The organism is Mycolicibacterium holsaticum DSM 44478 = JCM 12374, from assembly GCF_019645835.1.
GTDB lineage: Bacteria > Actinomycetota > Actinomycetes > Mycobacteriales > Mycobacteriaceae > Mycobacterium > Mycobacterium holsaticum.
In genome coordinates this window covers 2,969,818-2,996,187 of the sequence record NZ_CP080998.1, presented here as the reverse complement: position 1 = coordinate 2,996,187, position 26,370 = coordinate 2,969,818, and the positions used below count along the sequence as shown (strand labels likewise).

At 69.7% G+C, this 26,370-nt stretch carries 25 protein-coding genes; 18 read left to right on the top strand and 7 right to left on the bottom strand.

What is annotated here, in order from left to right:
- Positions 1-6: 6 nt before the first annotated feature.
- Positions 7-957: an alpha/beta hydrolase gene (locus K3U96_RS14450; RefSeq protein WP_220690148.1), complete on the bottom strand. Its 951-nt coding sequence runs from the start codon at positions 955-957 to the stop codon at positions 7-9.
- On the opposite strand from K3U96_RS14450, the gene K3U96_RS14445 reads away from it, so the two are divergent.
- The 8 genes from K3U96_RS14445 to ribD are packed head-to-tail and all read left to right on the top strand — an operon-like array spanning position 956 to position 10,123.
- Positions 956-1,708 (top strand): lysoplasmalogenase, encoded by a 753-nt coding sequence (locus tag K3U96_RS14445; protein ID WP_230982147.1) that lies wholly within the window; start codon positions 956-958, stop codon positions 1,706-1,708. The genes K3U96_RS14450 and K3U96_RS14445 overlap by 2 nt on opposite strands.
- Positions 1,695-3,704 carry a primosomal protein N' gene (locus K3U96_RS14440; protein WP_220690146.1) on the top strand — a complete coding sequence of 670 codons (2,010 nt, stop codon included), beginning with the start codon at positions 1,695-1,697 and terminating at the stop codon, positions 3,702-3,704. Before K3U96_RS14445 ends, K3U96_RS14440 begins: the two co-directional genes overlap by 14 nt.
- 37 nt (positions 3,705-3,741) lie before the next feature.
- A complete protein-coding gene (locus K3U96_RS14435; protein WP_220690145.1) occupies positions 3,742-5,547 on the top strand; it encodes a DUF2207 domain-containing protein in 1,806 nt (601 codons plus the stop codon).
- Positions 5,541-6,077, top strand: coding sequence for a LemA family protein (locus K3U96_RS14430; protein ID WP_220690144.1), 537 nt, complete (start codon positions 5,541-5,543; stop codon positions 6,075-6,077). The genes K3U96_RS14435 and K3U96_RS14430 overlap by 7 nt, the downstream gene beginning before the upstream one ends.
- A 28-nt stretch (positions 6,078-6,105) precedes the next feature.
- The gene (gene fmt / locus K3U96_RS14425; RefSeq protein ID WP_220690143.1) at positions 6,106-7,035 is read left to right on the top strand and encodes a methionyl-tRNA formyltransferase; all 930 of its coding nucleotides are present in this window, start codon (positions 6,106-6,108) and stop codon (positions 7,033-7,035) included.
- A complete protein-coding gene (locus K3U96_RS14420) occupies positions 7,032-8,414 on the top strand; it encodes an RsmB/NOP family class I SAM-dependent RNA methyltransferase (protein WP_220690142.1) in 1,383 nt (460 codons plus the stop codon). The genes fmt and K3U96_RS14420 overlap by 4 nt, the downstream gene beginning before the upstream one ends.
- 36 nt (positions 8,415-8,450) lie before the next feature.
- On the top strand, positions 8,451-9,125 hold the full coding sequence (rpe, locus tag K3U96_RS14415) for a ribulose-phosphate 3-epimerase (RefSeq protein WP_069407354.1): 675 nt from the start codon (positions 8,451-8,453) through the stop codon (positions 9,123-9,125).
- The gene (gene ribD / locus K3U96_RS14410) at positions 9,122-10,123 is read left to right on the top strand and encodes a bifunctional diaminohydroxyphosphoribosylaminopyrimidine deaminase/5-amino-6-(5-phosphoribosylamino)uracil reductase RibD (RefSeq protein WP_220690141.1); all 1,002 of its coding nucleotides are present in this window, start codon (positions 9,122-9,124) and stop codon (positions 10,121-10,123) included. Before rpe ends, ribD begins: the two co-directional genes overlap by 4 nt.
- On the opposite strand, the gene K3U96_RS14405 is transcribed toward ribD, so the two are convergent.
- Genes K3U96_RS14405 through K3U96_RS14395 form a run of 3 tightly spaced genes read right to left on the bottom strand, consistent with a single transcriptional unit; the run spans position 10,120 to position 12,770 of the window.
- Positions 10,120-11,106, bottom strand: a complete 987-nt coding sequence (locus K3U96_RS14405) for an ABC transporter ATP-binding protein (RefSeq protein ID WP_069407356.1) — start codon at positions 11,104-11,106, stop codon at positions 10,120-10,122. The two genes, ribD and K3U96_RS14405, sit on opposite strands and share 4 nt — an antisense overlap.
- Before the next feature lie 3 nt (positions 11,107-11,109).
- Complete coding sequence (locus K3U96_RS14400) at positions 11,110-12,159, bottom strand: ABC transporter permease (protein ID WP_220690140.1); 1,050 nt, start codon at positions 12,157-12,159, stop codon at positions 11,110-11,112.
- Positions 12,160-12,209: 50 nt separating this feature from the next.
- On the bottom strand, positions 12,210-12,770 hold the full coding sequence (locus K3U96_RS14395; RefSeq protein ID WP_069407358.1) for a type 1 glutamine amidotransferase domain-containing protein: 561 nt from the start codon (positions 12,768-12,770) through the stop codon (positions 12,210-12,212).
- Positions 12,771-12,906: 136 nt separating this feature from the next.
- Here K3U96_RS14395 and K3U96_RS14390 point away from each other — a divergent pair, with 136 nt between their 5' ends.
- Positions 12,907-13,062, top strand: a complete 156-nt coding sequence (locus K3U96_RS14390; protein ID WP_165614189.1) for a hypothetical protein — start codon at positions 12,907-12,909, stop codon at positions 13,060-13,062.
- 10 nt (positions 13,063-13,072) lie between these two features.
- Here K3U96_RS14390 and K3U96_RS14385 read toward each other — a convergent pair whose 3' ends face one another.
- Both K3U96_RS14385 and K3U96_RS14380 read right to left on the bottom strand, forming a co-directional pair.
- Positions 13,073-14,701 carry an MFS transporter gene (locus K3U96_RS14385; RefSeq protein WP_220690139.1) on the bottom strand — a complete coding sequence of 543 codons (1,629 nt, stop codon included), beginning with the start codon at positions 14,699-14,701 and terminating at the stop codon, positions 13,073-13,075.
- Positions 14,701-15,396, bottom strand: coding sequence for an LppX_LprAFG lipoprotein (locus K3U96_RS14380; protein ID WP_069406981.1), 696 nt, complete (start codon positions 15,394-15,396; stop codon positions 14,701-14,703). The genes K3U96_RS14385 and K3U96_RS14380 overlap by 1 nt, the downstream gene beginning before the upstream one ends.
- A gap of 43 nt (positions 15,397-15,439) precedes the next feature.
- Here K3U96_RS14380 and K3U96_RS14375 point away from each other — a divergent pair, with 43 nt between their 5' ends.
- The 4 genes from K3U96_RS14375 (at position 15,440) to K3U96_RS14360 (ending at position 18,586) form a co-directional block, all read left to right on the top strand.
- Positions 15,440-16,045 carry a riboflavin synthase gene (locus tag K3U96_RS14375; protein ID WP_220690138.1) on the top strand — a complete coding sequence of 202 codons (606 nt, stop codon included), beginning with the start codon at positions 15,440-15,442 and terminating at the stop codon, positions 16,043-16,045.
- A gap of 284 nt (positions 16,046-16,329) precedes the next feature.
- Positions 16,330-17,667: a bifunctional 3,4-dihydroxy-2-butanone-4-phosphate synthase/GTP cyclohydrolase II gene (locus tag K3U96_RS14370; protein WP_220690137.1), complete on the top strand. Its 1,338-nt coding sequence runs from the start codon at positions 16,330-16,332 to the stop codon at positions 17,665-17,667.
- Positions 17,664-18,140 (top strand): 6,7-dimethyl-8-ribityllumazine synthase, encoded by a 477-nt coding sequence (ribH, locus tag K3U96_RS14365; RefSeq protein ID WP_069406978.1) that lies wholly within the window; start codon positions 17,664-17,666, stop codon positions 18,138-18,140. Before K3U96_RS14370 ends, ribH begins: the two co-directional genes overlap by 4 nt.
- Positions 18,137-18,586 (top strand): PH domain-containing protein, encoded by a 450-nt coding sequence (locus K3U96_RS14360; RefSeq protein ID WP_220690136.1) that lies wholly within the window; start codon positions 18,137-18,139, stop codon positions 18,584-18,586. The genes ribH and K3U96_RS14360 overlap by 4 nt, the downstream gene beginning before the upstream one ends.
- Before the next feature lie 3 nt (positions 18,587-18,589).
- Here the strand turns inward: K3U96_RS14360 and K3U96_RS14355 are convergent, their stop codons facing one another.
- Positions 18,590-20,500 (bottom strand): gamma-glutamyltransferase family protein, encoded by a 1,911-nt coding sequence (locus K3U96_RS14355; protein WP_220690135.1) that lies wholly within the window; start codon positions 20,498-20,500, stop codon positions 18,590-18,592.
- Positions 20,501-20,583: 83 nt separating this feature from the next.
- Here K3U96_RS14355 and uvrC point away from each other — a divergent pair, with 83 nt between their 5' ends.
- The 5 genes from uvrC (at position 20,584) to K3U96_RS14330 (ending at position 26,311) form a co-directional block, all read left to right on the top strand.
- Positions 20,584-22,596, top strand: coding sequence for an excinuclease ABC subunit UvrC (gene uvrC, locus K3U96_RS14350; RefSeq protein ID WP_220690134.1), 2,013 nt, complete (start codon positions 20,584-20,586; stop codon positions 22,594-22,596).
- Positions 22,593-23,534, top strand: a complete 942-nt coding sequence (rapZ, locus tag K3U96_RS14345; protein WP_220690133.1) for an RNase adapter RapZ — start codon at positions 22,593-22,595, stop codon at positions 23,532-23,534. Before uvrC ends, rapZ begins: the two co-directional genes overlap by 4 nt.
- Positions 23,531-24,544, top strand: coding sequence for a uridine diphosphate-N-acetylglucosamine-binding protein YvcK (gene yvcK, locus K3U96_RS14340; RefSeq protein ID WP_069406974.1), 1,014 nt, complete (start codon positions 23,531-23,533; stop codon positions 24,542-24,544). Before rapZ ends, yvcK begins: the two co-directional genes overlap by 4 nt.
- Entirely contained in the window at positions 24,541-25,518 is a 978-nt protein-coding gene (whiA, locus tag K3U96_RS14335; protein WP_084223562.1) for a DNA-binding protein WhiA, read from the top strand. The genes yvcK and whiA overlap by 4 nt, the downstream gene beginning before the upstream one ends.
- A 76-nt stretch (positions 25,519-25,594) precedes the next feature.
- The gene (locus K3U96_RS14330; RefSeq protein WP_220690132.1) at positions 25,595-26,311 is read left to right on the top strand and encodes an ABC transporter substrate-binding protein; all 717 of its coding nucleotides are present in this window, start codon (positions 25,595-25,597) and stop codon (positions 26,309-26,311) included.
- The last annotated feature ends 59 nt before the right edge of the window (positions 26,312-26,370 follow it).

The following is a 26,370-nucleotide window of genomic DNA, read 5'->3' as shown; positions in this document are numbered from 1 at the left end:
GTGTGCTCACCCGCGATGTAGCGCCTTGCGCAGCGCCGCGAGACCCCGGTCCATCGCCTCGGTGGCCGCGGGCACCACGCCCGCATAGCCGAGATAGCCGTGTACCAGCGTCTCGGCGTTGTGCAGTTCGACAGGCACCCCGGCGGCGGTGAGCAACTCGGCGTAGCGAGCGCCGTCGTCGCGCAGCGGGTCGTGGCCCGCGACGGCGATGTAGGTCGGCGGCAGCCCGGACAGGTCCCCTGCACGGGCGGGCACCAGCGTGGCGGGGGGTTCGGACATGTCCAAATCGCCGATGTACCAACGGGTGTAGCCGCTGCACGCGGACAGGCTGAGCACCGGCGCGTCGGCGTTCTCCGTGAACGACGGCAGCGTGGTGTCGAACGTCGTGGACGGATACCACAACAGCTGATATGCGATCGTCGGTGCGCCCGCGTCGCGTGCCAGCTGGGACACCACCGCCGCGAGGTTGCCGCCCGCGGAGTCACCGGCGACCGCGATGCGAGCGGGGTCCGCACCCAGTTGCGCGGCGTGCCGGCCGACCCACTGCGTCGCCGCCCACACGTCGTCGACGGCCGCCGGATAGGGATGTTCGGGGGCCAGCCGGTAGTGCACCGACACCACCACCGCGCCCGCGCCGACGGCGTGCATGCGTGCGGTGCCGTCGTAAGTGTCCAGGTCGCCGACCGACCAGCCGCCACCGTGCAGGAACACCACGACGGGAACGGCGGTGCCGTCGGCCTCGGGCGGCCAGTACACCCGGATCGGGATCGGACCCGCGGGCCCGTCGACGGTGCGGTCTTCGGTGCGCAGGTCGGGATGGGCTTCGCGACGGGGAAGTTCGGCGAACCGCCGACGCGCGGCTTCGGGTCCTCCGTCGGTTGTCAACTGAAACGGAACGGCCTCCAGTACCTTCTGCAGGATGGTATCGACGGCCGGCTTCTCTTCAGGATCGGACATGGGGACACCGTACGTTCAACGGCGCACCAAGCTGCTCTGGGTGATCGCCGTGGTGGTCGCCGCCTGCTACGGGGTGTTCCTCATCGTCGCCGCGGTGCGGTTGCCCGCGGGGTCGGAGTTGACCGGGCAGTTCGCGCTGCAGCCCGCGGCCAAGGCGCTGGCCGCGGTGTTGCTGGCGGTCGCCGCGGTCGGCCATCCGATAGCGCGCGAGCGGCGCTGGCTGATCGGCGCCCTGCTGTTCTCGGCAGCCGGGGACTACCTGTTGGCGCTGCCGTGGTGGGAGCCGTCGTTCGTGCTCGGGCTGTCGGCGTTCCTGGTGGCGCACCTGTGCTTCCTGGGCGCGCTGGTGCCGCTGGTGGTGCGGACGGCGCCCGGGGTGGCCGCCGCGACGGTGACCGTGGCCGCGTGTGTGGCGCTGCTCATCTGGTTCTGGCCGCGGTTGACGGCCGAGGGGATGGCGGTGCCCGTCACGCTCTACATCACGGTGCTGGGGGCGATGGTGTGCGCGGCGCTGCTGGCCCGGTTGCCGACGCCGTGGACGGCGCTGGGCGCGGTGTGCTTCGCGGTGTCCGACGCGATGATCGGCATCAGCAAGTTCGTGCTGGCGCCGGATAACGCCGAGGCGCTGGCCGTGCCGATCTGGTGGGTGTACTCGGCGTCGCTGGTGCTCATCACCGCCGGGTTCTTCTTCGGCAGGGGGGCCGCGAACGTTCCTTACCGCTCGAATATGCGGAGAGATGTCGAGCGGTAAGGCACGTTCGGCCGCTGCCGAACACGAGCCGATCGCGCGCGTGCTGCCGATGCTGTCGGTGCCGCACCTCGACCGCGAGTTCGACTACCTGGTGTCCGCGGAGCAGTCCGACGACGCGCAGCCCGGCGTGCGGGTGCGGGTGCGGTTCTCCGGTCGACTGGTCGACGCCTTCGTGCTCGAAAGACGTTCGGACACCGACCATGTCGGCAAACTGGGCTGGCTTGACCGGGTGCTGTCGGCCGAGCCGGTGTTGACGCCGGAGGTGCGCCGGCTGGCCGACGCGGTCGCCGCGCGGTACGCGGGCACCCGCGCCGACGTGTTGCGGCTGGCGATCCCGCCGCGCCACGCCCGCGTCGAGAAGCAGCCCCACCCCGAGCCGGCGCCGCTGTCGGTCAAACCCGTCGACGCGGCGGCGTGGTCGGTCTACGGCGGCGGTGAGCAGTACCTCAAGGCGCTGGACGACGGCCGCGCCGCGCGCGCCATCTGGCAGGCGCTGCCCGGCGAGCGCTGGGCCGACCGGCTGGCCGAGGCCGCGGCCGCCACCGTCAACTCCGGGCGCGGTGTGCTGGTCATCGTGCCGGACCAAGGCGACATCGACGCGATGCACGCCGCGGCCGTGCGCTACGTCGACGAGGACTGGGTGGTGGCGCTGTCGGCGGGCCTGGGCCCCTCGCAGCGTTACCGACGGTGGCTGTCGGTGCTGCGTGGCACGGCCCGCCTGGTGATCGGCACGCGCAGCGCGGTGTTCGCTCCGGTCGGCGGCCTCGGCCTGGTGATGGTGTGGGACGACGGGGACGACACGCTCGCCGAGCCGCGCGCGCCCTACCCGCACGCCCGCGAGGTCGCGATGCTGCGCGCGCACCAACTGCGCTGCGCGGCGCTGATCGGTGGCTATGCCCGCACCGCTGAGGCCCAGGCGCTGGTGCGCAGCGGATGGGCGCACGACCTGGTGGCGCCGCGGGCGGCGGTACGCGCGGCGGCACCGCGCGTCGTCGCCATCGAAGACAGCGGCTATGCGCAGGAACGCGATCCCGCGGCGCGCACCGCCAGGCTGCCGTCGATGGCGCTGCAGGCCGCGCGCAACGCGCTGGAGCGAGACGCGCCGGTGCTCGTGCAGGTGCCCCGGCGCGGATACGTGCCCGCGCTGGCCTGCGGGCGCTGCCGCGCCGTCGCCCGGTGCAGGCACTGCACGGGGCCGCTGTCGCTTCCGGACCGCGACGCCGCAGGGGCGGTGTGCCGGTGGTGTGGGCGCGGTGAGACCACGCTGCGTTGCGCGCGCTGCGGATCCGACGCCGTACGCGCGGTGGTCGTCGGCGCCCGGCGCACCGCAGAGGAACTCGGGCGGGCGTTCGCCGGTACGACGGTCATCACCTCCGGCGGTGACGCGATGGTGCCCACCGTGGCCTCGGCGCCGGCGCTCGTCGTCGCGACGCCCGGCGCCGAACCGGTCGCCGCCGACGGATACGGCGCGGCGCTGCTGCTCGACAGCTGGGCCCTGCTCGGCCGCCAGGACCTGCGGGCCGCCGAGGACACCCTGCGGCGCTGGATGGCCGCCGCCGCCCTGGTGCGCAGCCGCACCGACGGCGGTGTGGTGGCGGTGGTCGCCGAATCGGCGATCCCCACGGTGCAGTCGCTGGTCCGGTGGGATCCGGTGGGCCACGCCGAGGCGGAACTGGACGCCCGCACCGAGGTCGGGCTGCCGCCCGCGGTGCACATGGCCGCCGTCGACGGTATCCCCGCTTCGGTGCGCGCGTTGCTCGACGCGGTTGAAATGCCCGACGGCGCAGATGTTTTAGGCCCGGTCGACTTGCCGATCGGCGCGCGCCGCCCGCCGGGGATCCCGCCGGGAAGCTCGGTGAGCCGGATGCTGGTGCGGGTGCCCCGAGGTAGCGGCCTGGCGCTGGCCACGGCGCTGCGCCGAGCGATCGGCTTGCTCAGTGCGCGCCACGATCAACAGCCGGTTCGTGTGCAAATCGACCCGTTGCACATAGGGTAATGCGCACACGGCGGACTGCGGTGAACCGGAGGTGGATATGCGGCGGCTGCTCCTTCTGCTCATCCCGTTGGGGCTCATCACGTTTGGTCTGCTGTCACCTCGGCTCTTCGACACGTGGTCGGGGGAGGCCTCCGACGTTTCGGATCCCGTGGTCATCAGCGAGTACCGCGCCAACTTCGCCGTCGACGCCGATGGCCGGCTCGACGCGGTGGAGACCCTCACCACCGAGTTCCCCGCCGGGCGCCACGGCATGTTCCGGTACTGGGATGTCGCCAACCCCAACGTCCCCGGGGTCCGGCAGCGCCCGCACATCACGTCGATCCTGCTCGACGGGGAACCGGCAAAACACCAGATGCTGTGGGAGAACGGCACGCGGTTCCGGGTGGCCAAGATCGGCGACCCCGACGCCTACCTGAGCCCGGGCACCCACGTCTTCGAGATCCGGTACACCATCGACGGGGTCCTTGATCCGGCAAACATCGGCGCCGACAAGCGGTTTGCGACGTCAGTGGGCGAGCGCGATACCGCCGAGTCGGTGTTCTTCTGGAACGTGATCGCCCCGTCGTGGAATAACCGCATCGAACGCGCCGACATCTCCATCAGGCTGCCCGGCGACGTCCCCCGCGTGCAGTGTTCGGTCGGGCACGGCGTCGGATCACCCTGCCGCGGTGTCAGCGCGTCCGCGCACACGGTGCAACTGTCGGCAGTCAACCTGCCTCCGCGCACCCCGGTGACGGTGCGCGCCAGTGTGGACGTCCCGACGCCGCCGCGCACCGAACTGCCGTGGCCGCAGGTATGGGACGGCGTGCTCGGTGACTCGGTGGCGGGCCTGTTGTGGGTGGCCGGCCTCACCGTCGCCGCGGCGCTGATCGCGATGCTGTGGTACGGCCGAATCCTGGAGACCCCGCCGGGTTTTCCGCTGCAGTACAGCCCGCCGGACGGACTCGGCCCCGTCCAAACCGAATACATCCGCACCGAGGACGTGCCCGACAACGGGCTCACCGCGACGTTGTTCCACCTCGCGGAGCGGGGGCTGGTCGAACTGCGCCAGGTCAGCGCCAATCACTGGAAGATCCGTGGCATCGCCGATCACGGGGCATGGGCCGACGTCGACCCCGTCGCCGTCGCCGTCGGTTCGACGCTCAAGGTGATGGGACCCGGCGCGGAGTTCGACGCCAAGAAGACAGTGTCATCGGGCGAGCGGCTGAGCAGAGCCAAGACCGATCTGGCCGCGGCGGTGCGGAACTGGGCGCTTGACGAGAAGCTTCTGGTCAAGAAACGCTCCGAGTGGTGGTTGCGCGTCGCCAACGCGGTCGCGTTCGTGGCGATGATGGTGTGCTTCTTCCGGTGGTTCGCGCCCAACACGCTGTGGGCCGTGCCGTTCGCGGTGTTCTTCCTGCTCACACTGCCGTCCTGGTTACCCGGTGTCGGCACCCGCCGCACCGCCGCCGGTCGCGAATTGTGGTCGCGGGCAGGCGGGTTTCACCGGATGCTGGCCACCGACTCCGCCGAGAGCCGGTTCGACTTCGCGGCCCGCAAAGAGCTCTACACCGCCTACATCCCGTTCGCGGTGGCCGCCGGTGCCGCGGCGATGTGGGCCAAGAAGTACGAGGCGGTGATGGGCCAGCCTGCGCCGCAACCGGATTGGTATCACTCGTCGTCATCGACGGGCTGGGGTCTCAGCGGCGGCTCGAGTGGCGCTGACTTCGACAGTTTCGAATCGGCGCTGTCATCGTCGATCGGTGCTTACACCGCCTCGCAGTCGTCCTCGTCGTCATCGTCCGGTGGCGGTGGAGGCGGCGGTGGCGGTGGCGGCGGCGGAGGAGGAGGCGGATCATGGTGAGGTTACTGCTGATCATCGTGCTGGTGCTCGCGGTGGCGGCGCTGGTCGCTTTCGTGATGGGCTACAACAGGATTCGCACCGCCGACGTCCGGGTCGCCGAGGCGCTGTCGGGTATCGACGTGGAGTTGATGCGACGTGCGTCGCTGATCCCCAGCCTGGTGCACACCGTGCAGACGTTCGCCGCCCACGAGAAAGCCATCCTGGACCACGTCACCAACGCCCGCGCGGCGCTGGCATCGGCCACGACGGGTAAGTCGGTGGCGCAGCGCAGCGCAGCCGAGAAAGATCTCGACAGCGCACTGGTGCCCCTGCTGGCGCTCGGCCAGAACTATCCGCAGCTCAACTCCTCGGAGAACTTCCTGAACCTGCAGAACAACCTCGCCGACACCGAGAACAAGCTGGCGTTCGCCCGCCAGTACTACAACGACGCGGTGGCCACGTTGAACCGGCTGATCACCACGATCCCGTGGATGTTCGTGGCCCCGCTGGCCGGGGTGGGCGAACGGGAGTACTACCAGACGCCGCGGTGAGCGCAGCGAGCCTCACTAGACTGGCTCGGTGCGCATCGTCTTCGCAGGTACCCCCGAACCCGCCCTGCCGTCGTTGCGCCGGCTCATCGAATCGCCGCGCCACGACGTCGTGGCGGTACTGACCCGGCCCGATGCGGCGGCGGGCCGGCGGGCCAAGCCCGCACCGTCACCGGCGGCCCGCCTCGCACTCGAGCACGACATCCCGCTGCTTCGGCCGGCGCGGCCCAACTCCGAGGAGTTCATCGCCGAGCTGACCGAACTGGCCCCGGACTGCTGCGCGGTGGTGGCCTACGGCGCGCTGCTCAGCGAACGGCTTTTGGCAGTGCCTCGGCACGGCTGGGTCAACCTGCACTTCTCGCTGCTTCCGGCGTGGCGCGGCGCAGCGCCCGTACAGGCCGCGATCGCCGCGGGCGACACCGTTACCGGTGCCACGACGTTTCAGATCGAACCAGCGCTGGACGCCGGCCCGGTCTACGGGGTGGTCACCGAAACCATCCGGCCCACAGACACGGCAGGCGATCTCCTTGCGCGGCTGGCGGTTTCGGGAGCCGAGCTGTTGGAGACGACGCTCGACGGTATCGCCGACGGCTCGCTGCAGCCGGTCCCGCAACCATCCGACGGCGTCACCGTCGCCCCCAAAATCACCGTCGAACAGGCCCGTGTGCGGTGGGATCTGCCCGCCCACGCCGTCGAGCGGCGCATCCGCGCGGTCACCCCCAACCCCGGCGCCTGGACGATGATCGGCGACCTGCGCCTCAAGCTCGGCCCGGTGACCGTCGACAACACCGCAGATACGTTGCCGCCAGGGGTGATTCGCACCGACCGCGACGGCGTGCGGATCGGTACGTCGTCGCAGCCGGTGCGTCTGGGCGTGATCCAGCCGCCCGGTAAGAAACCGATGAACGCCGCCGACTGGGCCCGCGGCGCCCGACTCGACGACTCTGCGCGGGCCGAATGAGCACCCCACCCGGCCGCAGCCGACGCGGCCGCCGCAAACCGCTCGACCCGGCCCGGCGCGCGGCGTTCGACGTGCTGCGCGCGGTTTCGGAGAAGGACGCCTACGCCAACCTCGCGCTGCCCGCGCTGCTGCGCGAACGCGGAATCAGCGGCCGCGACGCCGCGTTCGCCACCGAACTGACCTACGGCACGTGCCGTACCCGCGGCCTGCTGGACGCCGTCATCGGCCACGCGGCCGGGCGCTCACCGGACCGGATCGACCCGGTGCTGCTCGACCTGCTGCGGTTGGGTGCCTACCAGTTGCTGCGCACCCGCGTCGAACAACACGCCGCGGTGTCCACCACCGTCGAACAGGCTGGCATCGAATTCGACTCGGCGCGTGCGGGTTTCGTCAACGGTGTGCTTCGCACCATCGCCGGGCGCGACGAGGCCGCCTGGGTGCAGGAGCTGGCGCCGGACAAGGCGGCCGACCCCATCGGCTACGCGGCGTTCGTGCACGCGCACCCGCGGTGGATCGCCCAGTCATTCGCCGACGCGCTGGGCGGCGAGGCCGGACAGCTGGAGGCGCTGCTGGCCAGCAACGACGCCCGGCCCGCCGTGCACCTGGCGGCGCGCCCCGGCGTGCTGACCGCCGAGGACCTGGCCGCGCAGGTCGACGGCACCATCGGGCGTTATTCGCCGTACGCGGTGTATCTGGCCGGCGGAGACCCCGGCCTGCTGGCACCGGTGCGCGCCGGGGCGGCGCTGGTGCAGGACGAAGGCAGCCAGTTGGTGGCCCGCGCGCTGACGCTGGCCGAACTCGACGGACCCGATACCGGGCGGTGGCTGGATCTGTGCGCCGGGCCCGGCGGCAAGACCGCGCTGCTGGGCGCCCTGGCCGCCGAACAGGGCGCCGCCCGGGTGACGGCGGTGGAACCCAACTCGCGGCGTGCTGAGTTCGTGGAGCAGAACACCCGCGGCCTGCCCGTCGAGGTGCTGCGCGTCGACGGCCGCCAGAGCGGTCTGGAACCCGGCTTCGACCGGGTGCTGGTCGATGCACCGTGCACCGGTCTGGGCGCGCTGCGGCGCAGGCCCGAAGCCCGGTGGCGGCGCCAGCCCGCCGACGTGCCGCAACTAGCCAAACTGCAGCGGGAGTTGCTGGCCGCCGCGGTCGCGCTGACCCGGCCCGGCGGGGTGGTGCTGTACGCGACGTGTTCACCGCACCTTTCCGAGACGGTCGGCATCGTCGCCGACGCGCTGCGCCGCCATCCGGTGACCGCACTGGACACCCGCCCGTCTTTCGATCCGGTCGACCAATTGGGCGACGGGCCGCATGTGCAGTTGTGGCCGCACCGGCACGGCACCGACGCGATGTTCGCGGCCACGCTTCGGGTGCGATAAGGCTGACGCCAACGGTCAACCGATAGGGTGACGAGCATGCCGAAGCCACTGATCGCGCCGTCGATTCTGGCGGCCGACTTCGCCAGGCTGGCCGAGGAGGCCGCCGCCGTGACGGGCGCGGACTGGTTGCACGTCGACGTGATGGACAACCACTTCGTGCCGAACCTGACCATCGGGCTGCCGGTGGTCGAGGCGCTGCTGCCCACCACTGACATCCCGATGGACTGCCATCTGATGATCGAGAACCCGGAGCGGTGGGCGCCGCCGTACGCCGAGGCCGGCGCCTACAACGTCACGATCCACGCCGAGGCGACCGACAACCCCGTCGCCGTCGCCCGCGACATCCGTGCCGCGGGCGCCAAGGCCGGTCTGTCGGTCAAGCCCGGCACGCCGATCGAGCCCTATCTGGAGATCCTGCCGGAGTTCGACACGGTGCTGATCATGTCGGTGGAACCGGGCTTCGGCGGGCAGAAGTTCATCCCCGAGGTGCTGCCCAAGGTGGGCACCGTCCGGCGCCTGATCGACGCGGGCGAGCTCACCATCGTCGTCGAGATCGACGGTGGCATCAACGCCGACACCATCGAGCAGGCCGCGGTGGCCGGGGTGGACTGTTTCGTGGCCGGTTCGGCGGTGTACAGCGCGAGCGACCCCGCCGCAGCGGTGGAGTCGTTGCGTCGCCAGGCCGCGGCCGCGTCCACACACCTTCGATGAACCTCGAGGCCGCGATGCGGCTGGCGATCGAGAAGGCCAACGACGTCAAAGGCGGGACGTATCCGAATCCGCCTGTGGGCGCAGTCATCCTGGACCGTGACGGTGCCGTCGCCGGTGTCGGTGCCACCGAACCGCCGGGCGGCCCGCACGCCGAGGTGATCGCGCTGCGCAGGGCAGGGGAGCGTGCCGCCGGGGGTACCGCCGTGGTGACGCTCGAGCCGTGCAACCACCACGGCAGAACCCCGCCGTGTGTGGATGCGCTTGTCGCGGCGGGCCTCTCGCGGGTGGCCTACGCGGTGACCGATCCGAACCCGGTGGCCGCCGGTGGTGCGGTGCGGCTGGCCGACGCGGGCGTCGACGTGGCCGCAGGCGTGCTCGCCGCGGAGGTGGCCGGCGGTCCGCTGCGCGAGTGGCTGCACAAGCAGCGCACCGGATTTCCCCATGTGACTTGGAAGTTCGCCACCAGCGTCGACGGTCGAAGTGCGGCGGCCGACGGCACCAGCCAGTGGATCACCAGCGAGGCGGCCCGCGCCGACGTGCACCGCAGACGCGCGGTCGCCGACGCGATCGTGGTCGGCACCGGCACGGTGTTCGTCGACGACCCCGCGCTCACCGCACGGCTGCCCGACGGCTCGCTCGCCGAACGCCAGCCGCTGCGGGTTGTGGTCGGCGAACGTGAAATCCCTTCTGATGCAAAAGTGTTGAACGACGATTCACGCACGATGGTGATTCGAACCCGGGACCCGAACGAGGTGCTCAAGGCGCTGTCGGATCGCACCGACGTGCTGGTGGAGGGCGGGCCGACGCTCGCTGGCGCGTTTCTGCGGGCGGGTGTGATCGACCGCATCCTGGCCTACGTGGCGCCGATCCTGTTGGGCGGCCCGGTGACCGCCGTCGACGACGTCGGCGTGCTGTCGATCGCGCACGCCCAACGATGGCGGTTCGACGGCATCGAACCGATCGGCCCCGACGTGTTGTTAAGCCTGGTGCCCGGCTAATCGGGCAGGGGCCGGTGTTCGATGAGCTCACGGGTGCCTGAGCCGAGCCGTTCGCGGAACGCCTGCACCGTGTAGCCGACCACCGCCGCGTCGGTGCGGGCGCGCGCCGTCGCCGAGCGCGGCAGGTGGAACAGCGGGCCGAATTCGCCGAAATAGTCGCCCGCGACGGCCAGCTTCAGCGTTTCCTCACCGCCGCCGGACAGTTCGCGCACGAGCTCGATTTCACCGTCGGTGACCACGTAGATCAGCTCGCCCATCGTGCCCTGTTCGAACAACACGTCGCCGGCCGCCAGGTCCACCGTCTCAGGGGAGCGGTCGGTGCCCGCGAAATCGGGAACGAGTTCGATGACCCGGTCGGCCAGCGGCAGAATCCTGGTGTCGTGGGTCGCCACGACCACGATCCGCTCACCGGAGGCCAATTCCCTGATCAGCTTGAGGACTTCCTCGACCTGGATGAAATCCAGGTGGGCGGTCGGCTCGTCGGCCAGGATCAACGGCGGGTCCAGCGCTATCGCCCTGGCGACCGCGACCCGCTGCTGCTGACCGCCGCTCAGGTCGCCGGGGCGGTGGTGCAACCTGTCGTGCAGGCCGACCCGCGCCAGGAGCTGGTCGGCGCGCTTGGCCGCCGCGCGCCGTGACATGCCCGACGCGCGCAACGGCACCATCACGTTCTCCTGCGCGGTCAGGCTCGGGACGAGGTTGAACGCCTGAAAGACGATGCCCACGGTTTCGCGCCGATACGTGGACAGCTCACGGGCGTCCAGGGAGGTCACGTCGACGTCGCCGAACTTGATGGTGCCCGCGGTGGGGCGCAGGATCGCCCCGAGGCAGGACAGCAGCGTGGTCTTCCCGCAACCGCTGGGCCCCAACAGGATCACCAGCGAGCCGGCCGCCACGTCGAGGTCGAGCCCGTCTATGGGGCGCACCGCGTATCCGGCGTTGGAGTATTCGACGACCAGATCCTGGATGGATAGATCACCCATGGCTCACGGGCCCCCGAACGCCAGCGCCGGGTCGACGGACACCGCACGGTGCAGCCCCGTCGCGCTGGCGATCAACCCGACCACGACGGCGAGCACCGGTAACGCGAGGTAGGCCTGCATCGGCACGATCACCTGCATCGGGAACAACGGGCCGAGCAGCATCGACAACACCACGCCCAGCAGCGCGGCCACCAGCGCCACGATGATCGCCTGCAGCGCCAGCCCACCCATCACCGACCGGGTGGGCACCCCAATTGCCTTGAACACCGCGAAGTCTCGCAACCGTTCCAGTGCCGACAGGTAAATCACCGATCCGACGATCAGGGCCGCCACCACCCACAGCAGGACCGCGACGATGGTGATCGAGTTGACGGCAACCTTCAACGGCCGCAACAAGTCTTCGACCGCGCCCGCACGGTCGATCGTGCGATAACCGTCGGGAGGCCGCTCGAGCGTGCCGCGAATCCCGATGGACGCCACCAGCGGTTCGTCGCCGTACACCAGCCGTTGGGCGCCCTCGGTGGTCAGGAAGACGTTGGGCAGGTTCGCCAGGGCGGTGGAGTTCTCCACGATGCCCACGATGCGCAGCGTGTGCGAAGCGATTTCGACGTCGTCGCCGAGGCCGCGACCCAGCGTGCTGGACACCGCGACCTCCTCGGGAGACGACGGCGCCCTGCCCTCCGAAACCGCGGGCATCCCCGGGCCCTCTTCAGGTGCGCCGAAGATGTCCACGTTGCGGGTGTCGTCGCCGAGCGTGGCGGTGCCACCGGCATAGGCCAAGGGGACCGCGGCGGTGACGCCGTCCGCCCGCGCGATCCGTGATAGTTCGGTCGGCGCGAACGGGGTGGCGCCGACGAACGGGCCGGACGCACCCGACTTGACCAGGTAGTGGTCCACCCCGAGGGAGTTGACGGTGTGCTCGGCTTCCCAGCGAAATCCGTTGGCCAGCCCGGTCAGCACCAGCGTCATCGCGAAGATGATGGCCGTCGACACCGCCGCGATGACGAAACGCCGCCGTCTCCACTGCATGTCGCGAAGCGCGGCCATCAGCATGTCCGCGACGTTACCGACGGGTGCGGCCCAGTGGGCCTGCTTTGGCGTTACTACCCGCTGTCGGCGACGGTCTCGACCAGCGTGTTGCAGAATGCGGGCAGATCATCGGGTTTGCGACTGGACACCAAAGTGTTTGGTCCGCGCGAACATTCGACGACCTGTTCGTCGACCCAGTTCGCGCCCGCGTTGACGAGGTCGGTCTTGACGCTCGGCCAGGACGTCAACGTCCGCCCGCGCACCACGTCCGCCTCGACCAGCGTCCACGGTCCGTGACAGATCACCGCGACCGGCTTGCCCGCGTCGAAGAAGCCCTTCGTGAACGCCACCGCCGCGGCGTCGGTGCGCAGGAAATCGGGGTTGGCGACACCACCGGGCAACACCAGCGCGTCGTAATCCGATACCGAAACGTCACCGGCGGCCTTGTCCGCCTCGAAGGTGTCGGCCGGGGTGAGATGGTTGAACGCCTGGATCTTGCCGACCTCCGTGGACACGAGCTCCGGCGTTCCGCCGGCCTGCTCGACGGCTTTCCACGGTTCGGTCAACTCGACCTGTTCGACGCCCTCCGGCGCGACGAGAAACGCAATTTTCTTGCCGTTCAGTGAACTTGCCATGAGTCTTCTCCAAGTGCAGTTGTGCTCCAGCGCACGCATACCCGCCGTTTCGGGCAGCCAATCAGCGCGGCCACATCGGTACACTCGTACCGGAATGATCATTCATGCTGTGTGAGCACACTTGGAGGACACGAGCATGACTGCATTGCAGGATTGGCTGCAGTACCGCCCGATGGGCCCGCGTAGCCTGACAGCGCTGGTCTGCGGCGTGCTGCGGGAACGCCCCGATGACAAGCCGGCCCGCCGCGACGACGAGCCGGTGCTGATCCGCCCCGGCATCGAACGCTGCTGAGCGCGCCCGCCTAGTCGCGGTCGCGGCCCCCCGACGTCGGCGCATCGAGCAGGTCGGTCGGCGCGCCCCCGTCGCCGTCGGCGGTGGCCTCGACCTCGTCGGCGTGCTCTTTCCGCCCGCTGATCAGCAACCCGAGCAGGGCGCCGACCACACACACCACGGCGGTGGCCAGGAAGATGTCGGCGTACTGCATCGCGTAAGCCTCGAGGGTGGCCTGCCGCAGCCGGGTGGCGGCTGCGATCAGCTGCCCGCCGGGGGACTCGTCGGGCGGGGCCGACGCGGCCAGCGCAGCCATCCGTTCCTGCAGGTACTGGTTGAACTTGTACAGCCCCCACGCGGTCAGCGCGGCCAGCCCGATCAGCATGCCGATCATGCGCGCCACCACCACCGCAGCCGACGCGATGCCGTGCTGAGCGGCCGGCACCACGCGCAGCGTCGCAGAGGTCAACGGGCCGATCACCAAGCCCAGCCCGAGACCCGCGATGGCGAGGTCGGTGTCGAACACGGGCAGGTGGATGAAGCCCAGGTCGTGGTGGCGCGACAGCACATCGATGTGCCAGTGCGAGATCAGCCAGTACCCGCCCCCGGCGATCATCAGGCCGACGAACGTGACGATGCGGTCGCCGATGCGGGTGGCGATCCAGCCGCCGATCACCGCACCGATGGGCAGCGCGATCAGGAAACGCAGCAGAAGCAGGACGGCTTCGGTCTGATCCTTGCCGAGCACCCCCTGGCCGAACAGTTCGATGTTGACCAGCGTCACCATCAGCGCCGCGCCCGCGCACAGCGACGCGCCGAGCGCAGCCAGGAACGGGCGGAAATGCACACCGGCCGGCTCGATCAGCCGGGTGCGGGCGAACCGCTCCCACACGAAGAAAGCCACCAGGGCCACCGCCGCCGCGATCAGCACCGGCAGCCCGTAGTCGGGCAGGATCTTGTGGCCGTCGGGGGCCGGGTTGTACAGGCCGATCACCAACAGGCCGAGCGCGATGGCCAGCAAAACACCGCCCACCACGTCGACCCGCTCGGGGTTCTCGGGTTTGAGCCGGCCGGGCAGGCTGAAATGGATCAGGATCATCGCGACGGCCGCCAGCGGCACGTTGATCCAGAACACGTCGCGCCACGTGTTCAGGGCCGCCACGACGGCGATGCCGTACAGCGGGCCCAGCACGCTGCCCAGTTCCTGGGCGGCGCCGATGCCGCCCAACACCGACGCCCGGTTGCGGCTGGACCACAGGTCGGCCGCCAACGCCAGCGTGACGGGCAGCAGCGCGCCGCTGGCCACACCCTGGATCGAGCGGCCGATCACCATGGGCAGCAGGTCGTTGGACATCGCGGTGACCACAGAGCCGACCGCGAAACCGACCAGGCTGCTCTGCAGGATCAGCTTGCGACCGAATCGGTCGGAGGCACGGCCGAGCAGCGGCATGGCCGCGATGTACCCGAGCAGGTAGCAGGTGATGATGGGGGTCACCTGCTGCAGCTGGTTCACCGGGATGCGCAGGTCGACGATGATGTCGCGGATGATCGCGACGACGACGTAGGTGTCGAGCGCGCCGAGCAGTACCGCGAGGCTGCCCGCGCTGATCGCAACCCTGCGGCTGCTGGTTTTCTGCGAGGTGGCTGTCAACGTTGCCATCAGACGTTGGGCTTGGTGACAGTCACCGGCTTACCCCAGTCCGACAGCGTCATGGTGACGCTGCCTTCCGGCGCCGTCTGCAACGTGACCTGCATCAGCGCATGGTCGCCCTCTTCGGCGATCCACGCAGTGCCCGGCACCGGTTCGGTGGCGCCGATCTGCGGGGCGATCTTGTTGACCGCGTCGGCGGTGACGTTTCCGGTGATGCGTACCGTCTCGACACCGCTGATGGTCTCGCGGCCGTCGGCCTTCGGGTCGGAGAAGTTGGCCAGCACGTTGGCGAGCCCGACCTGCGGGCTGAGAATCGCTGCGACGTCATAGACATCGGCGGCCGGACCGAAATCCTGATAGGCCCCCGCGCTGATCGCGGCGTAGAGGGTCCCGTCGATCACCACGAACCCGACGCCCTGCAGCCGCGAACCCATGAACAGCAGGTTGGCCTGACCCGAGGCGGCGACGGCGGGCACGTTCGTCAGATCGCCTTCCAGCGACTCGAGCGCCAGCCCCGGAATCTCGCCCTGCACCGTCAGCTTCAGGTGCACGCTCGTCTGGTTCTTGGTTGTTTCGGTCGACTGCGAAAGCAGAGTCGCCGCATCAGGAAGGTCTTTTCCGGAGTCAGACGCTTTCGAACAACCGGCGACGAGAGCGAGGACAGCGAGCAGGGCGGCAAGTATCGCAACTGGGCGGGTCTGCATGAGTGCATCGTAGAGGGTCTCGGCGACTGGTTACTCTGTCGGCGTGTTCACCGGAATCGTCGAAGAATTGGGTGAGGTCGTCGCCAAAGAAGACCTCCGGGACTTCGCGCGGCTGGTCATCCGGGGCCCCGTCGTCACCTCCGATGCAGGCCACGGCGATTCCATCGCGGTCAACGGCGTCTGCCTCACGGTCGTCGAAGTGCTGCCCGACGGTGCGTTCAGCGTCGACGTCATCGGCGAGACGTTGAACCGGTCCAGCCTGCGCGCCATCGGGGTGGGCAGCCGGGTCAACCTGGAACGCGCCGCGGCCGTCAACAGCCGGTTGGGCGGGCATATCGTGCAGGGCCATGTCGACGGCACCGGTCACGTCATCGCGCGCACGCCGGCCGAACGCTGGGAGGTGGTGCGCATCGCGCTGCCCACCGCGCTGTCACGTTACGTCGTCGAGAAAGGCTCGATCACCGTCGACGGGGTGTCACTGACGGTGTCCGGGCTGGGTGACGACTGGTTTGAGGTGTCGCTGATCCCGACGACGCTGGAGGCGACCACGCTGGGCACCGCGGGGGTCGGTGCCCCGGTGAACCTCGAGGTCGACATCATCGCCAAGTATGTCGAACGGTTGTTGTCCCGCGATTCTCCGTCGACCTGAGACGAAGCCACGGCCGCCGGTTATCGGCGCATCGAGTACCAGGCCAGCACGACAGCTGCCATGAGAAGCAAGACGGTGGCAAAGGACCCGGCGACGCGCAGTTCGTCAGACCATCGCTGCCGCCAGATGCGAATATTCCTGCGCACACGTATCCAAGCCCCCATGCGCCGGAGTGTAAACCCGGTTCCTGTGAACGGACCCCGATCAGCCGGCCTGCCGACGGCGTCGGCCCTGCTCAGAGGCCTGGCAATAAGAAGTGGGAGTCCGTGGTTCATACTGATGTGATGACGAGGCTGGACTCTGTGGAACGGGCGGTTGCCGATATCGCCGCGGGCAAGGCCGTCGTCGTCATCGATGATGAGGACCGCGAGAACGAGGGTGATCTCATCTTCGCCGCGGAAATGGCGACACCGGAACTCGTTGCGTTCATGGTGCGCTACACCTCCGGATACCTGTGCGTGCCGCTGGACGGCGCGATCTGCGACCGGCTCGGCCTGCTTCCGATGTACGCGGTGAACCAGGACAAGCACGGCACCGCGTACACGGTGACCGTAGACGCCAAAAACGGTGTGGGAACCGGTATTTCGGCGTCGGACCGCGCGACGACCATGCGCCTGCTGGCCGACCCGTCCAGCAACGTCAACGATTTCACCAAGCCCGGCCATGTGGTTCCGTTGCGCGCCAAGGACGGTGGGGTGCTGCGGCGCCCCGGTCACACCGAGGCCGCGGTCGACCTGGCCCGGATGGCCGGCCTGCAGCCGGCGGGCGCGATCTGCGAGATCGTCAGCCAGAAGGACGAAGGCGCGATGGCGCAGACCGACGAGCTGCGGGTGTTCGCCGACGACCACGACCTCGCGCTGATCTCCATCGCCGATCTCATCGAGTACCGGCGCAAGCACGAGAAGCACATCGAGCGCATCGCGGAGGCGCGCATCCCGACCCGGCACGGCGAGTTCCGTGCCGTCGGCTATTCCAGCATCTACGAGGACGTCGAGCACGTGGCGCTGGTCCGGGGCGACATCATCAATGGGGGCGCGGACCCTGCGGCTGACGGCCACGACGTGCTGGTGCGGGTGCACTCCGAATGCCTGACCGGTGACGTGTTCGGGTCGCGCCGCTGCGACTGCGGTCCGCAGCTCGACGCGGCGTTGGCGATGGTGGCCCGTGAGGGCCGCGGCGTGGTGCTCTACATGCGCGGCCACGAGGGCCGCGGCATCGGCCTGATGCACAAGCTGCAGGCCTACCAACTGCAGGACGCCGGCGACGACACCGTCGACGCCAACCTCAAGCTCGGCCTGCCCGCCGACGCCCGCGACTACGGCATCGGGGCGCAGATCCTCGTCGACCTCGGGGTGCGGTCGATGCGGCTGCTGACCAACAACCCGGCCAAGCGCGTCGGTCTGGACGGCTACGGGCTGCACATCATCGAGCGGGTGCCGCTGCCGGTGCGCGCCAACGCGGAGAACATCCGCTACCTGATGACCAAGCGCGACCGGATGGGCCACGACCTCGTCGGCCTCGAGGACTACCACGAAGCCACCACCATGGATGCCTACGACGAGGGCGTTTACCTGCTCGGTGACCGCAGGCCGAGCGATATGGACCTCGGCGGAGCCCTATGAGCCCAGCGGCCGGTGTCCCCGACCTGCCTCAGCTCGACGCGTCAGGGTTGACGCTGGCCATCGTGGCCAGCACGTGGCACGAGACGATCTGCGACGCCCTGCTCGAGGGCGCGCGAAAAGTGGCCGCCGAGGCCGGAATCGACAATCCGACGGTGGCGCGGGTACTGGGTGCGATCGAAATCCCGGTGGTGGCGCAGGCGTTGGCCGCGACCCATGACGCGGTCGTCGCTCTGGGTGTCGTGATCCGCGGTGAGACACCGCATTTCGACTACGTGTGCGACGCCGTCACCCAGGGGCTGACCCGGGTGTCGCTGGATGCGTCCACCCCGGTGGCCAACGGTGTGCTGACCACCAACAACGAGGCGCAGGCGCTGGATCGGGCCGGGCTGCCGACGTCGACCGAAGACAAGGGTGCGCAGGCCGCCGCGGCCGCGCTGTCCACTGCGCTGACCCTTCGTGGCCTGCGGACATGAGTGACTGGGACCTCCAGGTACGCCCGCATCTCTCGCCGTATTTCGTGTACGCCGCGGCGGCGATCATCCTCGCCATCCACGTCACGGTCGGGGCGCTGCTGAAGATCGCGTCGACCGGGGTGATCTTCCAGACCGCCGATCAGGTGGCGATCGCGCTGCTCGGCGTGGTGATCGCCGGGGCCGTGCTGCTGCTGGCCCGGCCCCGGCTGCGCATCGGCGCGCCGGGTGTCGCGGTACGAAACCTGTTCGGCTACCGGCTCATTCCGTGGTCGCAGGTCGTCGACGTGTCGTTTCCGCGCGGTGCACGGTGGGCGCGGGTGGACCTGCCCGACGACGAGTACATCCCGGTCATGGCGATCCAGGCCGTCGACAAGGACCGCGCCGTGGACGCCATGGACCAGGTCCGCGGCCTGGTTCAGCGCTACAAGGGCAGCACCTCGCGCTGAGGCTCACGTCCCGTCGCCCATGACCACGCCCTCACGGCGCGGATCGGCGCCACCGATCAGACCCGCGCGGTCGCGGACCACCACCGACAGCCCGCTTGACTGGTCGGCCAGATCGACCTGATGGCCCAGCGCCCGCAGACCTCGGACCAGCGGATCGTGCTCGCCGTCATCGGCGGTGTCGATCACCGGGTGCTCGCCGCCGACGTTGGTCGTGGGCGTGTTCGCCGCGCCGAAATCGACCATGGATGCCGCCTGCTGGGAATCCAGGCCCCAGTCCAGCATGCCGACAAGGGTTTTCACGACGAACTGGATGATCATCGAGCCACCCGGTGAGCCCACTACCGCGGACAGCGGACCACGGCGCTCCGGCGTCCCTGCGGGCGCCTGGTCGAACACCAGCGTCGGCGCCATCGTGCTGCGCGGCCGCTTACCCGGCTGCACCCGGTTGGCGACGGGCGCCCCGTCGGGCGCGGCGGGCGCCGCGGAGAAGTCGGTCAGCTGGTTGTTGAGGATGAAGCCGTCGACCATGTGGAACGAGCCGAACGGGGACTCCACCGTGGTGGTCAACGACGCCGCGTTGCCTTCGGCGTCCACGATGCTGATGTGGCTGGTGCCGTGCTCGGGAACCGCAGGTGCCGGCGCGCCCGGTGCGCCGAATTCGCCGGGCTGCGCGGTGCCCATCGTGCGCTGCGCCGAGATCAGCGCGGCCCGTCCGGCCAGGTAGTCGCTGCCGAGCAGGGTCTGCGGCGAACCACCGGGTAGCGCGACGAAATCGGTGTCGGCGACGTAGCGGTCGCGGTCGGCGTAGGCCAGCCGTTCGGCTTCGGCGACCAGGTGCACGCCCATCACGGTGGGCCGCCCGCCGTTGAGGTCGACGTCGGTGGGTTTGTGCTCGGCCATCGGAAAATGCTCGAGCATGCCCAGCGTGGCGGCGACCGCGATGCCACCCGACGACGGTGGCGGCATACCGCAGATCTCGTGCCCGCGGTACGGGGTGCACAGCGGTTCGCGTTTCTTGACGGTGTAGGCGGCCAGGTCGTCGACGGTCATCAGGCTCGGCGTGCGCCCACCGGAGGCGTCGGCCGCGGTGGCGACGATGTCGCGGGCGATAGCCCCGGTATAGAACGACTGCGGATCAGATGCGATGGCGCCCAGCGTCTTTGCGTATGCCGGGTTGACCAATCGGGTGCCCGCAGGCTTCGGTGCGCCGTCGGCGGCCAGGAAGTACTCGGCGGCCTGCGGATCGACCGCGAGTTGCGCGGCCGCGGCGCCGATCGCGCTCGCCAACCGGGCGCTGACGTCGAACCCGCGGTCGGCCATTGCGACGGCGGGATCGAACAGCTCGCGCCAGCCGGTCCTGCCGTGCTCGCGGTGGACCTCGGCCAGCAGCCGCACGATGCCCGGTACCCCGATGGACCGGCCCGATGCCCGTGCGTCGGGCTTGGGCGCGGTGCGGTCGGTGTCGGACACCCAGCGCAGGTAGTTCTCGGTGGCCGCCGCCGGCGCGGTTTCGCGGCCGTCGTAGGCCTGCACCGCACCGGTGGCCGCCTCGTAGTACAGCAGAAAGCCGCCGCCACCGACCCCGGAGGACTGCGGTTCGACCAGGCCCAGCACCGCCTGCGCGGTGACCAGCGCATCGGCCGCGGTCCCGCCGTCGCGCAGCACCTCGCAGGCGGCCTGGGTGGCCAGCGGGTTGGCGGTGACGACCGCGTAGCTGCCGGTGCGCACCGCCGTCATATCTGCGCGGTAACCCTTGGCCGTCGGGCTCCCATCGGCGACGACGGCGCACGTCGGGGCCCCGGTTGGTTCGGTGGTCGTCTCACGGGCGCATCCCGCCAGCGCCACCGCCCCGGCCGTCAGCGAGGCCGCCACCTTGGCCAGCGCCGAAATCCGCACCACTCGACGGTAGTTCATTCGCGCCGACCACGGCTGGTCGCGGTCTCGGCACCGCATCGGTGGCCCGAGGGGCCGTCGACACGGGCAGTAACCTGGGGATCATGCCCGATCCAGCGACCTACCGGCCCGCGCCCGGGTCGATCCCGGTCGAACCGGGTGTCTACCGGTTCCTGGATCCGCACGGCCGGGTGATCTACGTCGGCAAGGCCAAGAGCCTGCGCAGCCGGCTCACCTCCTACTTCGCCGACATCTCCAGCCTGGCGCCGCGCACCCGCCAGATGGTGATGACCGCGGGCAGCGTCGAGTGGACGGTGGTGAACACCGAAGTCGAGGCGCTTCAACTGGAGTACAACTGGATCAAGGAGTTCGATCCCCGGTTCAACGTCCGTTACCGCGACGACAAGTCCTATCCGGTGCTGGCCGTCACGCTCAACGAGGAATACCCGCGGCTGATGGTGTACCGCGGCGCCAGGCGCAAGGGGGTGCGCTACTTCGGGCCGTACTCGCACGCCTGGGCTATCCGCGAGACCCTCGACCTGCTCACCCGCGTCTTTCCGGCGCGCACCTGTTCGGCTGGAGTGTTCAAGCGGCACAGTCAGATTGACCGGCCCTGCCTGCTGGGCTATATCGACAAGTGTTCGGCGCCGTGCATCGGCCGGGTGAGCGCCGAGGAACACCGACAGATCGTGACGGACTTCTGCGACTTCCTCGCGGGCAAGACCGACCGGCTGGTCCGCGACATGGAACAGCAGATGCACCGGGTCGCCGAGGAACTGGATTTCGAACGCGCCGCCCGGCTGCGCGACAACATCTCGGCGCTCAAACGTGCGCTGGAGAAGCAGGCTGTGGTCTTCGGTGACGGCACCGACGCCGACGTGGTGGCCTTCGCCGACGACGAGCTTGAAGCGGCGGTGCAGGTGTTCCACGTGCGCGGCGGCCGGGTGCGCGGTCAGCGCGGCTGGATCGTCGAAAAGTCCGGTGAGCCCGCCGAGTTCAGCCAGGAGCGCCTGGTGGAGCAGTTCCTCACCCAGTTCTACGGTGACCAGGCCGAGTTGGACGGTGCGGCCGACGAGTCGTTGAACCCGGTACCGCGCCAGGTGCTGGTGCCGTGTCTGCCCGAGAACGCCGACGAGCTGGCGACCTGGTTGAGCCAGCTGCGCGGCTCGCGCGTGGTGCTGCGGGTGCCGCAGCGCGGCGACAAACGCGCGCTCGCCGAAACGGTGCGACGCAACGCCCAGGACGCACTGACCCAGCACAAGCTCAAACGTGCGGGCGATTTCACCGCCAGAACCGCTGCGCTGCAGAGCATTCAGGACACCCTCGGGCTTGCCGACGCCCCGCTGCGCATCGAGTGCGTCGACATCAGTCACATCCAGGGCACCGATGTGGTGGCGTCGCTGGTGGTCTTCGAGGACGGGTTGCCGCGCAAGTCGGACTACCGGCACTACGCGATCAGGGAAGCCGCCGGCGATGGCCGTTCCGACGACGTCGCGTCGATCGCCGAGGTGACGCGGCGCCGGTTCCACCGCCACCTGCACGACATCGGAGAACTGAAAAGCGGTGCTGTCCAAGAGGACTCAGGTCCACCCGAGGCGGTTCAGGTGCGGTCCCGCAAGTTCGCATACCCACCGAACCTGTTCGTCGTCGACGGCGGCGCCCCCCAAGTCAACGCCGCGCAGGCCGTCCTAGACGAACTGGGCATCAGCGATGTCGCGGTGATCGGGCTGGCCAAGCGGTTGGAGGAGGTGTGGGTGCCGTCTGAGCCCGACCCGCTGATCATGCCGCGCAACAGCGACGGGCTCTACCTGCTGCAGCGGGTGCGTGACGAAGCCCACCGGTTCGCGATCACCTACCACCGCAGCAAACGATCCAAGCGGATGACGGCGTCGGCGCTCGACTCGATCCGCGGGCTCGGGGAGCACCGCCGCAAGGCGCTGGTGACCCATTTCGGTTCGGTGGCAAGGATCAAGCAGGCCAGCATCGAGGAGATCACCGCGGTACCCGGCATCGGCGTCGCAACCGCCCGCGCAGTGCTCGAGGCGTTGGGGGTGGGAACCGAATCCGGCACGGCCGACGCGACGATCGGCGATGATCAACGCGTGATATCGGGATGACGGAACAGGGAATGCACGAGCAACTGCGCGGTGAGGCCGGCGCCGACTCGGTGCCCGACGGCCGGACCGGTGAATCGGCCATCGACGTCGTCCTGGTGACCGGCTTGTCCGGAGCCGGGATGGGGACCGCGGCCAAGGTGCTCGAAGACCTGGGCTGGTACGTCGCCGACAACCTGCCGCCCGAGCTCATCGCACGCATGGTCGAACTCGGGCTGGCGGCCGGTTCCCGGATCACCCAGCTGGCGGTGGTGATGGACGTGCGCTCCCGCGGGTTCACCGGTGACCTGGACTGGGTGCGCGGGGATCTGGCGACCCGCAACATCACCCCGCGGGTGTTGTTCCTGGAGGCCTCGGCCGACGTCCTGGTTCGCCGCTACGAGCAAAACCGCCGCAGCCATCCGCTTCAGGGCAACCAGACGCTGGCCGAAGGCATTGCGGCCGAGCGTGCGATGCTGGCACCCGTACGCGCGGCCGCCGACCTGGTCATCGACACGTCGACGCTGTCGGTGCCGGCACTGCGGGAGAACATCGAACGGGCTTTCGGCGGCGAGACGATCCGCCACACCAGCGTCACGGTGGAGTCGTTCGGGTACAAATACGGGCTGCCGATGGACGCCGATACGGTCATGGATGTGCGTTTTCTGCCCAATCCGCACTGGGTGGACGAGTTGCGGCCGTACAGCGGTCAGCATCCCTCGGTGCGGAACTACGTCCTCGGCCAGCCGGGAGCGGGAGAGTTCTTGGACACCTACCACCAACTGCTCGACCTCGTGATCGACGGCTACCGCCGCGAGGGTAAGCGCTATTTGACCGTGGCGATCGGCTGCACGGGCGGCAAGCACCGCAGCGTCGCGATCGCCGAGGCACTCGCGACCCGGCTACAGGCGGGTGACGACCTCACGGTGCGAGTCCTGCACCGGGATCTGGGCCGCGAATGAGCCCGCGCATCGTGGCCCTTGGGGGAGGGCATGGGCTCTATGCGACGCTGTCGGCGGCGCGCCGGCTCACCCCGCACGTCACGGCGGTGGTGACCGTCGCCGACGACGGCGGCTCGTCGGGCCGGCTGCGCAACGAACTCGACGTCGTGCCCCCCGGTGATCTGCGAATGGCCTTGGCCGCGTTGGCATCTGACAGTCCGCACGGCCGGCTGTGGGCGACGATCATCCAGCACCGGTTCGGCGGCAACGGTGCGCTGGCGGGCCATCCGATCGGCAACCTGATGCTGGCGGGGCTCAGCGAGGTGCTGGCCGATCCCGTCGCCGCGCTCGACGAACTCGGCCGGATGCTGGGCGTCAAGGGCCGCGTGCTGCCGATGTGCCCGATCGCGCTGGGTATCGAGGCCGACGTGGCGGGGTTGGAGTCGGATCCGCGGATGTTCCGGGTGATCCGCGGGCAGGTGGCCATCGCCACCACCGTCGGCCAGGTGCGACGCGTCCGGCTGCTACCCGGCGACCCGCCGGCCACCCGGCAGGCGGTGGATGCGATCCTGGCCGCCGACCTCGTGGTGCTCGGGCCCGGGTCCTGGTTCACCAGCGTCATCCCGCACGTGCTGGTCCCCGAGTTGGCCGCCGCGTTGCAGCAGACGTCCGCGCGCCGGGCGCTGGTCCTGAACCTGGTCGCCGAACCAGGGGAGACGGCGGGGTTCTCCGTCGAACGCCACATTCACGTGCTGGCGCAGCACGCGCCGGGATTCAGCGTGCATGACATCGTGGTGGATGCGAGCCGGGTGCCCAGCGAACGCGAGCGCGACCAACTACGGCGGACCGCCAGGATCCTCGACGCTCACGTGGAGTTTGCTGACGTATCCAGACCTGGTACACCTTTACATGATCCGGCGAAGTTGGCCGCAGCTTTGGAGGGTGTGCGGTTGCGTGGGCCGACGCCACCTGCGCCGACCGTGCCCGCCCCGACAGTGAACGGACCGAGAGGTGACGACCCGTGGCTATGACTGCCGAGGTCAAGGACGAGCTGAGCCGCCTGCTGGTCAATTCCGTCAGCGCTCGCCGCGCCGAGGTGGCCTCGCTGCTGCGCTTCGCGGGCGGGCTGCACATCGTGTCCGGCCGCGTGGTGGTCGAAGCCGAGGTCGATCTGGGCATCATCGCGCGCCGGCTGCGCAAGGACATCTATGACCTGTACGGCTACACCGCGGTGGTGCACGTGTTGTCGGCGAGCGGCATCCGCAAAAGCACCCGCTACGTGGTGCGGGTGGCCAAGGACGGGGAAGCGCTGGCCCGCCAAACCGGTCTGCTGGACCTGCGTGGCCGGCCGGTACGCGGACTGCCCGCCCAGGTGGTCGGAGGCAGCGTCGCCGACGCCGAAGCTGCTTGGCGCGGCGCCTTTTTGGCCCACGGTTCGCTGACCGAGCCCGGTCGCTCGTCGGCACTGGAGGTCAGCTGCCCCGGCCCGGAGGCCGCCCTGGCGCTCGTCGGCGCGGCCCGCCGGTTGGGCGTCAGCGCCAAGGCCCGCGAGGTGCGCGGCGCCGACCGTGTGGTGGTGCGCGACGGCGAGGCGATCGGGGCATTGCTCACCAGGATGGGCGCGCAGGACACCCGGCTGATCTGGGAAGAGCGCCGGATGCGTCGCGAGGTGCGGGCCACCGCCAACCGGTTGGCGAACTTCGACGACGCGAACCTGCGCCGTTCTGCGCGCGCGGCGGTCGCGGCGGCCGCCCGGGTGGAGCGCGCGCTGCAGATCCTCGGCGACAGCGTGCCCGATCATCTGGCCGCCGCGGGCAAGCTACGCGTCGAGCACCGGCAGGCGTCGCTGGAGGAACTCGGCCGGCTGGCCGACCCGCCGATGACCAAAGACGCTGTGGCGGGCCGGATTCGGCGCCTGTTGTCGATGGCCGACCGCAAAGCCAAGCAAGAGGGGATCCCCGACACGGAGTCGGCCGTCACCCCGGACCTGCTCGAAGACGCCTGAGCCACCTTCGCGTCACATAATTCCCCGAAAGCGGGAGGTGCCCCCGGGCCGCTCGCCGGGGAATAAGGTGTGGCCCATGGAGACGCTACGGGTGGGGGTCGTCGTCCCGCGTCCACCGTTCAACACCATGCCCGACGGCGGCGGTCTTGACATCGACCTGATGACCGAGCTGGTCAAGAAGCTGGGCGCCGCAGTCGAATTCGTCGAGTACGACAGCGGCGCGGAGGTCGAGGGTGTCTTCGAGCGGCTCAACGCCGGTGCGTACGACTGCGTGGCGGCGGGCACCACCGTCACCCCTGAACGGGAAGCCACCGCCCGGTTCCTTCCGCCCTACCTCATCTGCGGACAAGCCCTCGCCGTCGACACCGGTCGGCTGCCGCGGGTGAGGTCGACCGCTGACCTCCAAGGCCTGACCATCGGGGTCGGTCGAGGCGGCACCGGCGAGCCGATCGCCGAGCGCCTTGTCGCCCAGGGCAAAGCCGAAGCGGTGCGGGTCTATGACCACGGTGGTCTTCAGGCGGCGCTGGCCGACCTGGGCACCGGTGGGTGCGACGCGGTCATGGCGCTGGGCCCGGTGCTCACCGAGCTGGTCAAACCGATCCCCGGCGTGGACGTCGTCACCCGCGGACTCTCGACAGAGCACATCGCGATCGGCGTCGGCCTGGACAGCCAGGCGTTACTCGGTCGGCTCACCGTCGCGCAGGCCGAGCTCGAAGACGACGGCACACTGCAGGCGATCCGGCGCAAATGGCTGGGCAACCCCTATACCGACCAGTCCCTCGCGGTGCACTGACCAGCCCGCACGTGGTCGGAATCACACCACTACGCTGGCCTGTGAGCAGCACGGCGTAT

What these genes read in the sequence shown, in the direction of transcription:
- K3U96_RS14370 (WP_220690137.1), top strand. Translation starts at nt 16,330, where the DNA reads ATGACGAGGCTGGACTCTGTGGAACGGGCGGTTGCCGATATCGCCGCG.
- K3U96_RS14445 (WP_230982147.1), top strand. Translation starts at nt 956, where the DNA reads ATGGGGACACCGTACGTTCAACGGCGCACCAAGCTGCTCTGGGTGATC.
- whiA (WP_084223562.1), top strand. Translation starts at nt 24,541, where the DNA reads ATGACTGCCGAGGTCAAGGACGAGCTGAGCCGCCTGCTGGTCAATTCC.
- K3U96_RS14405 (WP_069407356.1), bottom strand. Translation starts at nt 11,106, where the DNA reads ATGGGTGATCTATCCATCCAGGATCTGGTCGTCGAATACTCCAACGCC.
- uvrC (WP_220690134.1), top strand. Translation starts at nt 20,584, where the DNA reads ATGCCCGATCCAGCGACCTACCGGCCCGCGCCCGGGTCGATCCCGGTC.
- K3U96_RS14390 (WP_165614189.1), top strand. Translation starts at nt 12,907, where the DNA reads ATGACTGCATTGCAGGATTGGCTGCAGTACCGCCCGATGGGCCCGCGT.
- K3U96_RS14420 (WP_220690142.1), top strand. Translation starts at nt 7,032, where the DNA reads ATGAGCACCCCACCCGGCCGCAGCCGACGCGGCCGCCGCAAACCGCTC.
- K3U96_RS14385 (WP_220690139.1), bottom strand. Translation starts at nt 14,701, where the DNA reads ATGGCAACGTTGACAGCCACCTCGCAGAAAACCAGCAGCCGCAGGGTT.
- rpe (WP_069407354.1), top strand. Translation starts at nt 8,451, where the DNA reads ATGCCGAAGCCACTGATCGCGCCGTCGATTCTGGCGGCCGACTTCGCC.
- K3U96_RS14450 (WP_220690148.1), bottom strand. Translation starts at nt 957, where the DNA reads ATGTCCGATCCTGAAGAGAAGCCGGCCGTCGATACCATCCTGCAGAAG.
- K3U96_RS14435 (WP_220690145.1), top strand. Translation starts at nt 3,742, where the DNA reads ATGCGGCGGCTGCTCCTTCTGCTCATCCCGTTGGGGCTCATCACGTTT.
- K3U96_RS14355 (WP_220690135.1), bottom strand. Translation starts at nt 20,500, where the DNA reads ATGAACTACCGTCGAGTGGTGCGGATTTCGGCGCTGGCCAAGGTGGCG.
- K3U96_RS14380 (WP_069406981.1), bottom strand. Translation starts at nt 15,396, where the DNA reads ATGCAGACCCGCCCAGTTGCGATACTTGCCGCCCTGCTCGCTGTCCTC.
- rapZ (WP_220690133.1), top strand. Translation starts at nt 22,593, where the DNA reads ATGACGGAACAGGGAATGCACGAGCAACTGCGCGGTGAGGCCGGCGCC.
- K3U96_RS14400 (WP_220690140.1), bottom strand. Translation starts at nt 12,159, where the DNA reads ATGCTGATGGCCGCGCTTCGCGACATGCAGTGGAGACGGCGGCGTTTC.
- K3U96_RS14360 (WP_220690136.1), top strand. Translation starts at nt 18,137, where the DNA reads ATGAGTGACTGGGACCTCCAGGTACGCCCGCATCTCTCGCCGTATTTC.
- K3U96_RS14330 (WP_220690132.1), top strand. Translation starts at nt 25,595, where the DNA reads ATGGAGACGCTACGGGTGGGGGTCGTCGTCCCGCGTCCACCGTTCAAC.
- ribD (WP_220690141.1), top strand. Translation starts at nt 9,122, where the DNA reads ATGAACCTCGAGGCCGCGATGCGGCTGGCGATCGAGAAGGCCAACGAC.
- ribH (WP_069406978.1), top strand. Translation starts at nt 17,664, where the DNA reads ATGAGCCCAGCGGCCGGTGTCCCCGACCTGCCTCAGCTCGACGCGTCA.
- K3U96_RS14430 (WP_220690144.1), top strand. Translation starts at nt 5,541, where the DNA reads ATGGTGAGGTTACTGCTGATCATCGTGCTGGTGCTCGCGGTGGCGGCG.
- yvcK (WP_069406974.1), top strand. Translation starts at nt 23,531, where the DNA reads ATGAGCCCGCGCATCGTGGCCCTTGGGGGAGGGCATGGGCTCTATGCG.
- K3U96_RS14440 (WP_220690146.1), top strand. Translation starts at nt 1,695, where the DNA reads ATGTCGAGCGGTAAGGCACGTTCGGCCGCTGCCGAACACGAGCCGATC.
- K3U96_RS14395 (WP_069407358.1), bottom strand. Translation starts at nt 12,770, where the DNA reads ATGGCAAGTTCACTGAACGGCAAGAAAATTGCGTTTCTCGTCGCGCCG.